Genomic DNA, 12,191 nt, shown 5'->3' with positions numbered 1-12,191 from the left:
CCTGAAGCGCTGTTACAGTGGTTACAGCAATGGCAACTACCTGAAAGCGGTGCACCGTTATCGTTAGTACTGCAAACTGTCAGCATGAATAAAAATGTACTGCAGGTTCAGTTAAAGCTACCGCTGCTGTCAGTGACTGCTGCGTTGCAGCAAGCGCTTAACGATGCAGGCTTTGCGTACAGCGTGCAAATCGGCTATCAGTCAGACGCGAATACCGCCTTTAAAGATATTAAGCATATTGTGCTGGTGGCTTCCGGTAAGGGTGGAGTGGGTAAATCGACCACAGCTGTCAACATTGCTGCGGCGCTGGCGCTGGAAGGGGCGAAGGTTGGCCTGTTAGATGCAGACATTTATGGTCCATCTATACCGACAATGCTGGGGTTAAGCGGAGAGAAAATCACCTCGGCGGATAACAAACTGATGCAACCTAAATTTGCGCACGGCGTGTACCTTCAGTCTATCGGATTTCTGGTTGACCCGTTGCAGGCCTCGGTGTGGCGCGGGCCTATGGCCAGTCAGGCGCTGCTACAACTACTCAATGAAACACTGTGGCCAGAGCTGGATTATCTGATTGTCGATATGCCGCCCGGCACCGGGGATATTCAGCTGACCATGGCGCAAAAGCTGCCTGTTACTGCTGCGGTAGTGGTCACGACGCCACAGGATGTCGCACTTGCTGATGCGCAAAAAGCCATCAGTATGTTTCGCCAGGTTAATATTCCAATTGCCGGCCTGGTTGAAAACATGAGTTTTTATCTGTGTGGTCATTGTGGCACACGCGATGATATTTTTGGTACAGAAGGTGGCGTGTTGCTGGCCGAGCGTTACCAGGTGCCGGTACTTGGCCAGTTACCACTGCAAAAGCAAATCCGCGAGCAGGCAGATCTTGGCATACCTGTTGTATTAAAAGAGCAGCCAGTGGCACAAATTTACCGTACAATCAGCCGGCAATTAATACTGGCTTTACATTGGCAAACCTCTGTACAGCAGGCAAGCCAGCCTGAAATTATTATAACGGACGATTAAGATGAGATTGTGTGACCGCGATATAGAACGCCATTTAGCTGAAGGTAAAATTAAAATTGAGCCGATGCCAGACACCGATATGATCAGCGGCGTCAGTGTGGATATCCGCCTTGGCAACAAGTTCCGCGTGTTTCAGGCTCATGCCGCACCCTATATCGATTTAAGTGGGCCAAGAGCCGAAGTAGATAAAGCGCTCAACAGTGTAATGAGTGACGAAATTTACATTGCGGACGGCGATAAATTTATTCTGCACCCCGGTGAGCTGGCACTGGCCATGACACTGGAGTCCGTCACGCTGCCTGCTGATATCGTAGGCTGGCTTGATGGCCGCTCATCGCTGGCACGTTTGGGCCTGATGGTACACGTAACCGCACACCGTATTGACCCGGGCTGGTCGGGCAACATTGTGCTGGAGTTTTATAACAGTGGTAAATTGCCGCTAGCGCTTCGGCCAAAAATGAAAATCGGCGCCCTGAACTTTGAGCTGATGACAGGCGCTGCAGAGCGGCCTTATAACAAACGGCTGGATGCAAAGTACCAGCAACAAACCGGCGCGGTAGCCAGCCGAATTGGTCATGATGATAAAGGCTGAACGCTGTCGGCTGTAAAAGTAAAAAGCCCACGCAAAAACGTGGGCCGAAAGCTATAAAGCAAAAATGAAGCGGGATGATTATGCAATAAAGCTGCATAGCTTGGCAATGTTGTATTGTGAATAATTCCGCCTTTTTATCGTGTAAATGGTAAAAAAAATACTCGTTGGAGGCAAAGGTGGGGCCTGGTAGTATCGTTCGTTTGTTATCTCTCGCTGCTATCTGGGGCGCCTCTTTCTTATTTATGCGTATTGCAGTGCCAGAGCTCGGGCCTGCCTGGCTGATGTTTGGCCGGGTATTGTCGGCCGCTGTCTTTCTGGCTTTGGTCGCGCTGGTGCTAAAACGCGCATTACCACTTCGAGCTCATGCCGCGCATTTTATGATACTGAGTTTCTTTAACACTGCGTTGCCGTTTTTATTATTTGCCTATGCTGCCCAGACATTGACGGCTTCATTGCTTGCCGTACTTAATGCAACGGCGCCGCTGTGGGGCGCTGTTATCGGCTGGCTGTTTTTCCGTCAGACAATGTCTTTGCGGCTGGCAAGCGGTCTGGTTCTTGGTATCGCCGGTGTCTCGGTGTTGGTTGGCTTTGATGCGGTGGTTTCTGATAGCGCAGCGATACCGGCGATCGCCGCCGCTGCTGGCGCTGCCTGTTGCTACGGTATCGCGACCTGGTATACCCGGCTGGCGAAGCCGGTACCGGCCTTTATCAACGCTCATGGCAGTATGTGGGGCGCCAGTTTATGGCTACTGCCGTTGCTATGGTTTATCCCGTTGCCGGTAGCAGAGCCGGCACACCAGAGCTTAATGGCTGTGCTGGCACTTGGTATTGTTTGTACTGGTATTGCCTATCTGCTGTACTTTCGTCTGGTGCAGGATTTGGGTGCAACCCCGACACTTACTGTGACTTTTCTGATCCCGGTATTTGGTGTGTTGTGGGGCCATGTCTTTTTACAGGAGCAGATCGGCTGGCATACGCTGGCCGGTGCCGCCTCTGTTATTGCCGGTACAGCACTGGTCAGTGGTTTTAGTATCCAATCTCTACGCGCCCCGGCGCCTGTTAAGGAGCAAGCATGAAACTTTATGGTTCACAAACATCGCCTTATGTGCGGCGGATCCGCTTACTTTTGGCCAGTACACCGCATGAGTTTGTTAATCTGAACATTTTCGCCGGAGCTGACCGCGAGACGCTCGCAGCCATTAACCCGGCGTTGCGCATTCCGATGCTGCAAGATGGCGACCGCGCTATCTTTGATTCCGCAGTGATATACCGTTATCTGGCCGCTAAGCTGGGATTGGACGCACTGAGCTGGTATCAGGAAAATCAGCTGACGGTGATTAATGCTGTCAATGATTCTCTGGTGATGCTGCTGCAGTGTAACCGCAGCGGTTTCAATACGAACGACGACAAGCTGTTTTTTAATCTGCAGCGTGAGCGGGTGGCAACATCCCTGTTTGTATTGGAGCAACAGGCCGCCAATGGCGAGTTTGCCAACTGGGACTATGTTGCAATGGCATTGTATAGCCTGGTTGACTGGACGCTGTTTCGCGAACTGATGGAACTGGATGATTATCCTGCATTGCTGGCGTTTACGAACAGTAATCGCCAACAAGCGATGATAAATGAAACAGATCCGCGCCTGGGGTAGGCGCGGCGGTGCTCACTGTGCTGCTTTTAGCAGCACAGGTTCAATCAGCACACTCTGATCCTGATTTGATAGCCAGATCTGGCCTTCACTGATATTGCACTGTAACTGCATAGTGCGGTCAACCAATCCGGCCATTGCTTTAACGGCTTCTTCCGGTATGTCGATGACTTTCAGGTTGCTGTAACGCTCCAGTGCTTGCTGGCTGCTTTTCCACCACACCGGCACACTTCTGCCACCATAACAAAATAATTGCACCTGTCTGGCACGCCCGGCGGCTTTTCTTAGCCATTTTTCATCACTCTGGCCAAATTCAACCCACAGTTGTATTTCTCCGTCGAGCGAGGTATCCCACAGTTCCGGCTCATCATCTTCAGCACTTAAGCCTTTTGTAAAGGCGAGCGTTGGGCTGGCATTGAGCGCAAAAGCCAGCAGGCGCACCATCATGCGCTCGTTATTTTCTGAAGGATGCTGTGCAATTGTCAGGCTATGATCCTGATAATAGTGTCTGTCCATATCTGCTATTTGCAGCTGAACTTTAAAAACAGTGGCTTTTAATGCCATATATAAACCTGCATTGAGCTATTGGCCGCTGAGTGTACCGCGTTCGGTGTGGCGGCTCAATTTCACGCTGTGTTTATCTCAATGACATGGAAGTATAAATTGCGCTATGCTGATGCCAGATTTAGCTAAATAACTGAGTTAACGTAAAAATGTCAGAGTTTGACTTTGTGATGGTGCAAAATTTTTTAATCGCATTGTTGCTTGGCGCCCTGGTAGGGGTCGAGCGGGAAAAGCATCGGCGTAGCGAACATCCCGGTAATTTTGGCGGCCTTCGAACCTACATTTTGTTTGCTCAGGCAGGCGCTATATCCGCCTGGCTATCCTTGCATCTGCAGTCGCCCTGGCTTTTTGTAATCACGGTATTGATAGTGGCGCTGGCGGTTATTGCCGCCTACGTGCTGGAGAACCAACGTACGGCGGCATCACCCGGTCTGACAAGTGAAATAAGTGCTATTACCGTGTGTCTGCTAGGCGGCGCCATTATGTTTGGCTATGCAGAGCTGGCGGTGATGCTGGGCATTCTTACTTCTGCCATTTTAACCTTTAAACAACCGCTGCATGGGCTGGTGGCAAAAATTGACATTGATGATATGTATGCCGGTTTAAAGCTGCTGATTGCCAGTTTTATTGTGCTGCCACTGCTGCCGAACCATGCGATTGACCCGTGGCAGGCGCTTAATCCTTACCGGCTATGGTTACTGGTGATCCTGATTTCATCAATGTCGTTGCTGGGTTATATAGCAGTGCGCTGGCTCGGCACTGCTCATGGCACCGTGGTAACAGGGATCAGCGGTGGTTTGGCGTCATCAACCGCAGCTACGCTCAGCTTTGCCCGCAGCAGTAAGCTGGAAAGTGACCCTTTGGCTGCAGATACGCAGGCATGTGGTGTTTTACTGGCGTGGCTGGTGATGTTTATCCGTGTGCTGGTCACGGTAGCTATTGTGTATCAACCGTTGCTGGCAACCTTATTACTGCCATTTGCAGCTATGGCGCTGTTAACCGCCGTTATGGCAGGTGTGTACTATTGGTTGGGAAGTCGGCGTTATGTGTCACCACAGCACAGCGCGCTGAAAGTCAGTAACCCTTTTAGTCTGGTCGCAGCGATCAAATTTGGCATTTTGTTTGCCGTGATACTGCTGCTGGTAAAGCTTACCGAGCAATATGCAGCGGCTGAAGGCTTGTACTTAGTGGCTGCAGTTGCCGGTATGACAGATGTAGATGCTGTAACCTTGTCGATGACCGACTATGCGAGGCGTCTGCCGGATGCGCTGACTGTGGCGGCGGCTGGCGTGACGATAGCGGCGCTTAGCAACACTGTGGTCAAATGTATGCTGGTGTTTGCGCTTGGCAGTCGTGTGCTGGCAAATAAGCTGCTTGTCGCTACGCTGGTTATCCTGTCTGGTGGTTTAGCGGCATTGTTTTTCCGCTGACGATTATTTCAGGCTGTGTTAAGCAAACCTTTGTTGTGATACTGCTAATGTTGTGATGCAGCTAAAACGTATTCTGGAGATCCTATGTTTACCGCGAAAACTATTACCGCGCTTACCCTGGCTGCTTGTGTTTCTGTGCCGTTGGCTGCCGAAACGGTGCTGACTGATCACAACCTGGATCAGCTTGAACTAATGATCCCAAAATTACAGCAGCTACAGCAAAGGCCGCAAAATAACCAATTTAATCTGCAGCAGCATTGTGACTGGTCAAAGCATTACCAGCAATTAAGTGCGCAGGAAAAAGACAAAAACTATCAGAAACAAATTGAACAGCTGGTTAAACAACATGGGTTTACCCCACAGCAATTTGTTGAGCTAAGTGCAAAAGTGACCTGGCCGGTACTGGACAGTATTCAGCCAGCATTACAGGTATCGCAGCAGGCGTTGATGTTCGTGCCTGCAGCGCAGCGGCAAAATGCAGAAAAAAGCATCAGGCGGGGGCAGCAGTACTATCAGACGCTGACAGGCTGTCTGACTGCAGAAGATAAAACTGCTCTGGCCAGACACAATGACAGGATAATGCAAATTGCTAAACGTCTTGGCGGTGTAGAGCAGTTACTACCCGCAGGTGTAGCCAATTCAGGCCGTGAATGAGGCAAATGAATCGACACCATTAATTACAGACATAAAATGGTAAATAATTTATGTTGTTATGCTTCAAATGAAATATTCACGACAAATATAGGGTATCTGATGAAGCGTAATTATTCTGTTTCTTGCTCTGTACTGGCGTTAGCGATGCTTGGCAGTCATACGGCAGCCGCACAGGAAGCCCAGGCTGGCTTTCTTTACGGCATAGGTGTCGGCGTTAACCAGGAGATTTATCGCGGTTACAGCAACCGTACTATACCTTTGCCAATCCTGGGTTATCGGGGCGATAAGCTCTCGGTATATGGTCCTTTTGTCAGTTATAAGTTAGCTGAGCTTGGTAATTTCAGTATAAATGCCAAGCTGGCTCCACGTTTTGATGGCTTTGATCAGTCCGACAGTACAGTCTTTGCCGATATGGCAAAGCGAAAAGATTCTCTGGATGGTGGTATAGCGGTACAGCTGCGTCAGCAAGACTGGTTGCTGGAAGCGGATACGGTATTTGACTTACTTGGCAATTCCAACGGCCAGGAATCGACGCTGGCAGTAAGTTATAACTACCGTTTTAAGGCTGTCATCTTTGAACCTAAGTTTGCTGTCAGTTATGCCAACAGCGACCTGGTTGATTATTATTATGGTGTTCGCGAAGACGAGGCTACTACCGGACGCTCTGCTTATAGCGCCGATGGCGCATGGAATTACACGGCAGGCTTAGCGGTTAGTACACCGCTGTTGTTCGGTGGCATGACACGATTGGGTATTGAGCACAAATGGTATGGCAGCAGTATCAGTGACAGCCCGTTAACCGATCGTGATACCGGGCTGTCGGCATTTATTTCCTGGTCGCGGTTCTTCTAAGTTGCAGTTAGTTGTTACTGCTTTGGCCCGCGCAGTAAAGCTTGTACTAACTGATGCACGGCCTGCAGCTGAGGGCCATTAGTTGTTGCGTAGTCGGCTCCGGTATAGCCCCACCAATCCCAGCAGGCATTGGGGTTAAACGGGTTGATATTACTTGCCTGCGTTTGTGGGTACAAAATAACAATATTGTTGGTATCTGCGTAGTTATTTAAGCCTGTGCCTGTGGTGTACGCGTCACCGACGTTGTCTGCATTTTGCTTGCAACCGTGGAAACTAACATGCAGCTGGCATGGTTCGCCAGCGGCGCAGCGCTGCGGGATATACAGATAACCGGTTTTAGCCAGAGTGGTTGTCGCAGCTTTAGATAACTGATGTTGATTTATCTCGACAAGCTCGCCGGTCGTGGTTGCGGCTTTAGGTTTAATGTCGCCGATGAGGTGGTTAAGCAAAGTGCCTGCGGCATCGTAGTTGCAACTTGCCAGATACGGTGGTTCTGACTGGCTGCAATTACCCAGGTCATTGCGGTCTGTCGGAAAGGTGTGCGCAAACGCTTTGTCATCGACGAACACGATATTCTCTGGTTTAACCCAGCGCTGGTATTGTTGGTACAGCAAGGCCCCCAGCTTTGGTTGTACTGTCTTGTCTTCAGTGCCGTTTAAGATCCATACCTTATCATCTGCCTGTGCACTGAGCGGTGCAAGTTTGTCAGTTTCGCGTGCAGCCGTGAGGTACTGTTCAATTACTGCAAGGTCTGGCGCGCTGGTGTCTTTGTTAAAGCAATGCTCTAATGCCAGCCCGAGACTGTTCTGCGCACAATACACCGGTCCGCCGGCTAACATGGCAACACCTTTGACCTGACTGGCAAATGCCTGATGATATTGACCTGCCATGTAAGCACCGCTGGATAAGCCTGATACGGTAATCGTTTCGTCCAGATCCAGCTTGCTGATAGCTGAAACGTCGTTTGTCAGAGCAAACGAGGACGGGGTGGATAGCAGCAGGGCAGCTAGAGTGACTAAGCGCATAAAAACTCCATAACAGAATGGTTTAGCGTTAAATTTTGCACATTAAGTAGCATGGATCAATAAGGCTTTAGTACAGCTGGCTGTGCGTACCCTGGGGAAAATAGCTGAGCGCAATTTGCTCTTGCCGTGTCAGCTTATCTATATAATATGATGCGTTGCTTTTTAGCATCTTAACGTTGCAAAACGCCGGCTTTGTGGTTAGATTGAATAGCATCGCAAGCTGAAAAACAGGAAGTCATAATGAAAAAATGGGCAAGTGCAATTATTGCGGCAGCAGTGTTTTCCTCCGCTGCAATAGCTAATACTCAGGATTATAAACTGGTGACCGTTGCCGGTTATCTGAACTTTTATCTGCTAAACCTTAATGCCTGTGAAGACTTCCACCCTGCAGTACGCTCTGCGGCTTACGATGCTGAAAAGAATCTTTATCCATTTTTGGATAAACTTAATGGCAAGATGGATAAAGCCGGTTCAGATCAGAAAATGGTATCTGATATCGTGATGAAAAGACGCAATATGCTAAATGCGCAAATTGCTGACGGCGACTTCACCATTGAACATTGTCAGGCGATTGTAAAAATATTGAACGAAGATGGCTTGGATAAAACGCTGTTAAGTGCGCTGGACTAAACCCATACATAATATTCAATCCTGATAACAAAACCGCCGGCTTCAAACCGGCGGTTTTGTTATGCCTGCAAAGATATATTTCTGTTACACTGTGCCGAGCTTTAGGGCGGTTTGATACCCGCCAGACAGGGAAGCAGGTGAGAAGCCTGCACTGTACCCGCAACTGTAAGATGTGCTGCAATCTATAACCACTGGCTTTGCGCTGGGAAGGATGATTGTGGGTTACCACATCAAGTCAGGATACCTGCTTAAGCTTAGCGTTATGCCTCTGTGCGGGAGCTCACAGCAGCACCATGCCATGCACTTCGCAGGCCGGCTGCTGCCTTTATCAGGAGTTGGTTTTGCTGAATGTATCTGCGGTTTCTCTTCGCTTAGACAATAAGCCTATCTTGCAGAATATTAGTTTTTCACTGCAATCAGGTGAATTTATCGGCATTATTGGGCCAAACGGCGCCGGTAAAAGCAGCCTGCTGCGTTTATTATGTAATCAGTATATCGCTGACAGTGGCGCAGTATTGCTAAAAAACATACCGGTGCAGCAGTACACTGCGGCAAAGCTGGCACGCACTGTGGCTGTCGTGAGTCAGAATTCCCCTCCATTGTTTAGTTTAACTGTGCACCAGGTCGCCGCTATGGGGCTTTTACCCCGCAAAAGCTGGTTTGAACTTAACAACAGTGAAGATGATGAGTGCATAAACCAGGCGTTACAAAAAGTAGGGCTGGAACATAAAACAACACAACAGGTTGATACGCTGTCAGGTGGTGAGCTGCAGCGACTTTATATTGCACGCGCTCTGGTGCAACAGCCAGCCATACTGCTGCTTGATGAACCTACGAATCATCTGGACGTAAAATTTCAACATCAGATATTGCAGTTGGTACGCAATTTGGGCATTCCGGCTTTGGCTTGTCTGCATGACTTAAATCTGGCAGCGATGTACTGCGATAAGCTGTTGTTATTGGACCAAGGAGTACAGTGTGCTTTTGGCCCGCCAGACCAGGTGCTGACCAAGGCCTTGTTGCAGCCGGTTTTTGGTATGAACTGTCATACCTATTTACATCCGCAGCTACAGAAGCTTCAGCTCACATTTTTGCCTGATTTTGGTGGTAACCGATGCTAAGACGTCATTACGGCCGTATGATGGCGGGCACTGTTATTTTGCTATTAGTCAGCGTGCTGTTAAGCCTGACGTTTGGTAGTGTTAAGCTAAGTATCAGCGAAGTGTTTGGTTTACTGACTGGACAGGGTTTTAACCTGCCAATCAATGCCGAGTTGTTAAATACTATTGTCTGGCAGATAAGGCTGCCCCGCATACTGACTGCGGTATTAGTGGGAGCCGGTCTGGCAATTTGCGGTGCTATTTTACAAAACGCCAGCCGCAATCCGCTGGCCGATCCTTATTTATTTGGTCTGATGGCTGGCGCCGGTCTAGGCGCCACCCTTGTCAGTGTCGTGCTGCCGCCGCAGATGGTAAGTATGGCTTTAGGTGCTTTTGCCGGTGCACTGTTTGCAGTGGCACTGGTATTTGCTGTCTGCGCAGGCCAGCGCTGGCGTAAAGTAGAAATTACCTTGCTGGCAGGCGTTGCCGTGTCTTTTATGCTAAGTGCGATAAGCAGCTTTATTTTGTATTTTGCCGAGCCTTTCGCGGCTAACCGCATCATGTTCTGGCTGATGGGGAGTTTAAGCCGCACTGACTGGTACAGCGTTGCGTTGTTGGCACCGGTGACGTTAATAGTATTGCTATTGGCACTGGCGTTTCGCAGACAACTGGATGCGTTACTGTTTAGTGATGAAAGTGCATGTACGCTTGGCGTTAATACATTACGGTTGCGCCTGATATTGTTACTGGCAACGGCATTACTGACCGCTTGTATCGTATCGCAATGTGGAGGCATAGCCTTTGTCGGTCTGATGGTGCCGCATATTGTCAGGCATTTTTTTGGTGTTACGTCGGTGCGCTTGTTATTGGGATCGGCAGTGGTTGGTGCCTTGTTTATGATTTGGGTTGATAATCTGGCCCGTTTAATTTTGCCACAGCAGGAAATTCCCCTGGGGGTTATTACCTCGCTGGCAGGCAGCATATTCTTTTTACTTATAATGCGCCGGCAACGGCTATAGCGATAACCTATGAGCTCAGAACAGCAGAAACAACAACGCCACCGTGAGCGGCAACAGCGCCTGAAAGTGCAGGTTGACAGCGCCATCGCCGCTGCAACTGAAGACAAAGGTTTATTACTGGTAATAACGGGTAACGGCAAAGGTAAATCAACGTCAGGTTTTGGCACTGTCGCGCGCGCAGTCGGGCATGGTCAGAAAGCCGCAGTAGCGCAGTTTATAAAGGGAAACTGGGATTGTGGTGAACGGAACTTGCTGCAACAACATGGTGTACAGTTTGCGGTTATGGCAACCGGTTTTACCTGGGATACGCAGGATAAAACGGCTGATATAGCTGCCGCTGAGCTGGTGTGGCAACAGGCAGAGCAGTTTTTAGCCGATGATGCTATCGATCTGGTGCTGCTTGACGAGCTCACTTATATGCTCAGTTATCATTACATAGAACTGGACCGGATAGAGCGCGCATTAATGTCTCGTCCTGCGACTCAGCATGTGGTAATCACAGGCCGCGCCTGTCACCGGCGATTGATTGAGCTGGCAGATACCGTCAGTGAAGTACAAAACGTAAAGCATGCATTTGACAGCGGCGTGAAAGCGCAGAAGGGGGTTGACTGGTGAAGCGCTGGTTGATGTTGATATTGTTGTTAAACAGCAGCTTGGCGTGGGCAGAGCAGCGCATTATTGCATTAGCCCCGCATATTACTGAAATGTTGTATGCCATTGGTGCAGGTGACAGGCTGGTTGCGGTGAGTGATTACAGTGATTATCCGGAACAGGCTGCTGATCTTCCCAGTGTGGCAAATTATGCCAGTATTAACATTGAAGCCGTGCTGGCGTTGCAGCCTGATCTGGTTATTGCCTGGCGTACCGGCAATCCGCAGGCTGATGTCAAACGTTTGCAGCAGCTGGGTATCGAAGTTGCATTCTCAGATCCTTTGACACTGGATGATATTGCCGAAGAGTTAATAATGCTGGGCGAGCTTACCGGCTTACAGCCCTTGGCGCAGCAGCAGGCGGAGCAATTTAAGGCGCAGTTGAACCAACAGAGGCAGCAATATCAGCATAAAACGCCGGTAACGGTATTTTTTGCTATGGGTACAACGCCATTAAGCACCGTAGCGAACAATGCCTGGCCGCAACAGATATTAGCGCTGTGCCGGGCTGAAAATCCGTTTGCAAAGGTGAAAGGTGATTATCCGCAAGTGGGTATTGAGCAAGTGTTACTGACTCAGCCTGAGGTGATTATTCAGCCCGCCGGGCAGGGGCGCAGTGCTGATTTTCGCTTTTGGAAAACATTTCAGTCCTTGCCAGCAGTGAAAGCGGGGCATTTTCTAACCGTAAATGCAGATTATCTGTTTCGTACTACCCCCCGCACACTGCTGGGTATTCAGCAACTCTGCCAGGGGGTCGATCATTACCGCTGATCAGCTGGCAATACTACTCATCAGTTCATTAGCCCGGCGCATTAAGCGCTCAGCCGTACGCACCTGATTCGATTGCAGTAGCTCGCCCGAAAGGCTTAAATATTTATCTGCCAGTTTTCGCCGCAGCGAAACATGCAGCGAGAAGTCTGTTGGCACCAGACTATTGTATTGTTGTAGCTTGTCATAAACAGCGTCGACGTCTGCCGCTTTAATGCTGGCGCCAAGCTCATTCT

At 49.5% G+C, this 12,191-nt stretch carries 15 protein-coding genes and 1 riboswitch; of the genes, 12 read left to right on the top strand and 3 right to left on the bottom strand.

Features of this window, described 5'->3' with window-relative positions:
- The 4 genes from apbC to VIN66_RS14205 form a co-directional block, all read left to right on the top strand.
- Positions 1 to 1,026: iron-sulfur cluster carrier protein ApbC (apbC, locus tag VIN66_RS14220; protein ID WP_331924596.1), on the top strand; the 1,026-nt coding region annotated here is incomplete at its 5' end.
- 1 nt (position 1,027) lies between these two features.
- Positions 1,028 to 1,618, top strand: a complete 591-nt coding sequence (gene dcd, locus VIN66_RS14215; protein WP_134055142.1) for a dCTP deaminase — start codon at positions 1,028 to 1,030, stop codon at positions 1,616 to 1,618.
- Between the two features lie 176 nt (positions 1,619 to 1,794).
- Complete coding sequence (locus VIN66_RS14210) at positions 1,795 to 2,694, top strand: DMT family transporter (protein WP_331924595.1); 900 nt, start codon at positions 1,795 to 1,797, stop codon at positions 2,692 to 2,694.
- Positions 2,691 to 3,266 (top strand): glutathione S-transferase family protein, encoded by a 576-nt coding sequence (locus tag VIN66_RS14205; RefSeq protein WP_331924594.1) that lies wholly within the window; start codon positions 2,691 to 2,693, stop codon positions 3,264 to 3,266. The genes VIN66_RS14210 and VIN66_RS14205 overlap by 4 nt, the downstream gene beginning before the upstream one ends.
- Before the next feature lie 12 nt (positions 3,267 to 3,278).
- Here the strand turns inward: VIN66_RS14205 and VIN66_RS14200 are convergent, their stop codons facing one another.
- Positions 3,279 to 3,827, bottom strand: a complete 549-nt coding sequence (locus VIN66_RS14200) for a YaeQ family protein (RefSeq protein WP_331924593.1) — start codon at positions 3,825 to 3,827, stop codon at positions 3,279 to 3,281.
- Between the two features lie 149 nt (positions 3,828 to 3,976).
- On the opposite strand from VIN66_RS14200, the gene VIN66_RS14195 reads away from it, so the two are divergent.
- From VIN66_RS14195 to VIN66_RS14185, 3 genes are all read left to right on the top strand, one after another.
- Positions 3,977 to 5,257, top strand: coding sequence for an MgtC/SapB family protein (locus VIN66_RS14195; RefSeq protein ID WP_331924592.1), 1,281 nt, complete (start codon positions 3,977 to 3,979; stop codon positions 5,255 to 5,257).
- Positions 5,258 to 5,341: 84 nt separating this feature from the next.
- Positions 5,342 to 5,911 carry a hypothetical protein gene (locus tag VIN66_RS14190; RefSeq protein WP_331924591.1) on the top strand — a complete coding sequence of 190 codons (570 nt, stop codon included), beginning with the start codon at positions 5,342 to 5,344 and terminating at the stop codon, positions 5,909 to 5,911.
- A gap of 99 nt (positions 5,912 to 6,010) precedes the next feature.
- On the top strand, positions 6,011 to 6,763 hold the full coding sequence (locus tag VIN66_RS14185; RefSeq protein WP_331924590.1) for a MipA/OmpV family protein: 753 nt from the start codon (positions 6,011 to 6,013) through the stop codon (positions 6,761 to 6,763).
- A gap of 14 nt (positions 6,764 to 6,777) precedes the next feature.
- Here the strand turns inward: VIN66_RS14185 and VIN66_RS14180 are convergent, their stop codons facing one another.
- Positions 6,778 to 7,788 (bottom strand): PHB depolymerase family esterase, encoded by a 1,011-nt coding sequence (locus VIN66_RS14180; protein ID WP_331924589.1) that lies wholly within the window; start codon positions 7,786 to 7,788, stop codon positions 6,778 to 6,780.
- Positions 7,789 to 8,028: 240 nt separating this feature from the next.
- Here VIN66_RS14180 and VIN66_RS14175 point away from each other — a divergent pair, with 240 nt between their 5' ends.
- The 5 genes from VIN66_RS14175 to VIN66_RS14155 all read left to right on the top strand — a co-directional run bounded on the left by VIN66_RS14175 (position 8,029) and on the right by VIN66_RS14155 (position 11,958).
- The gene (locus tag VIN66_RS14175; protein ID WP_331924588.1) at positions 8,029 to 8,418 is read left to right on the top strand and encodes a hypothetical protein; all 390 of its coding nucleotides are present in this window, start codon (positions 8,029 to 8,031) and stop codon (positions 8,416 to 8,418) included.
- Positions 8,419 to 8,503: 85 nt separating this feature from the next.
- Positions 8,504 to 8,684, top strand: a riboswitch (cobalamin riboswitch).
- 75 nt (positions 8,685 to 8,759) lie between these two features.
- Entirely contained in the window at positions 8,760 to 9,539 is a 780-nt protein-coding gene (locus tag VIN66_RS14170; protein WP_331924587.1) for an ABC transporter ATP-binding protein, read from the top strand.
- Positions 9,533 to 10,537, top strand: coding sequence for an iron ABC transporter permease (locus tag VIN66_RS14165; protein ID WP_331924586.1), 1,005 nt, complete (start codon positions 9,533 to 9,535; stop codon positions 10,535 to 10,537). The genes VIN66_RS14170 and VIN66_RS14165 overlap by 7 nt, the downstream gene beginning before the upstream one ends.
- Before the next feature lie 9 nt (positions 10,538 to 10,546).
- Positions 10,547 to 11,152 (top strand): cob(I)yrinic acid a,c-diamide adenosyltransferase, encoded by a 606-nt coding sequence (gene cobO, locus VIN66_RS14160; RefSeq protein WP_331924585.1) that lies wholly within the window; start codon positions 10,547 to 10,549, stop codon positions 11,150 to 11,152.
- Positions 11,149 to 11,958, top strand: coding sequence for a cobalamin-binding protein (locus tag VIN66_RS14155; RefSeq protein ID WP_331924584.1), 810 nt, complete (start codon positions 11,149 to 11,151; stop codon positions 11,956 to 11,958). The genes cobO and VIN66_RS14155 overlap by 4 nt, the downstream gene beginning before the upstream one ends.
- On the opposite strand, the gene VIN66_RS14150 is transcribed toward VIN66_RS14155, so the two are convergent.
- Positions 11,959 to 12,191: hypothetical protein (locus tag VIN66_RS14150; RefSeq protein WP_331924583.1), on the bottom strand; the 233-nt coding region annotated here is incomplete at its 5' end. It lies immediately after the preceding gene.

This window comes from Rheinheimera sp. (assembly GCF_036568245.1).
Classification (GTDB): Bacteria; Pseudomonadota; Gammaproteobacteria; order Enterobacterales; family Alteromonadaceae; genus Alishewanella.
This window is presented reverse-complemented; position numbering and strand designations above follow the sequence as displayed.

Bases quoted from the DNA above. Each gene is read 5' to 3' on its own strand.
- dcd (WP_134055142.1), top strand. From the start codon at position 1,028: ATGAGATTGTGTGACCGCGATATAGAACGCCATTTAGCTGAAGGTAAA.
- VIN66_RS14205 (WP_331924594.1), top strand. From the start codon at position 2,691: ATGAAACTTTATGGTTCACAAACATCGCCTTATGTGCGGCGGATCCGC.
- VIN66_RS14200 (WP_331924593.1), bottom strand. From the start codon at position 3,827: ATGGCATTAAAAGCCACTGTTTTTAAAGTTCAGCTGCAAATAGCAGAT.
- VIN66_RS14195 (WP_331924592.1), top strand. From the start codon at position 3,977: ATGTCAGAGTTTGACTTTGTGATGGTGCAAAATTTTTTAATCGCATTG.
- VIN66_RS14190 (WP_331924591.1), top strand. From the start codon at position 5,342: ATGTTTACCGCGAAAACTATTACCGCGCTTACCCTGGCTGCTTGTGTT.
- VIN66_RS14185 (WP_331924590.1), top strand. From the start codon at position 6,011: ATGAAGCGTAATTATTCTGTTTCTTGCTCTGTACTGGCGTTAGCGATG.
- VIN66_RS14180 (WP_331924589.1), bottom strand. From the start codon at position 7,788: ATGCGCTTAGTCACTCTAGCTGCCCTGCTGCTATCCACCCCGTCCTCG.
- VIN66_RS14175 (WP_331924588.1), top strand. From the start codon at position 8,029: ATGAAAAAATGGGCAAGTGCAATTATTGCGGCAGCAGTGTTTTCCTCC.
- VIN66_RS14165 (WP_331924586.1), top strand. From the start codon at position 9,533: ATGCTAAGACGTCATTACGGCCGTATGATGGCGGGCACTGTTATTTTG.
- cobO (WP_331924585.1), top strand. From the start codon at position 10,547: ATGAGCTCAGAACAGCAGAAACAACAACGCCACCGTGAGCGGCAACAG.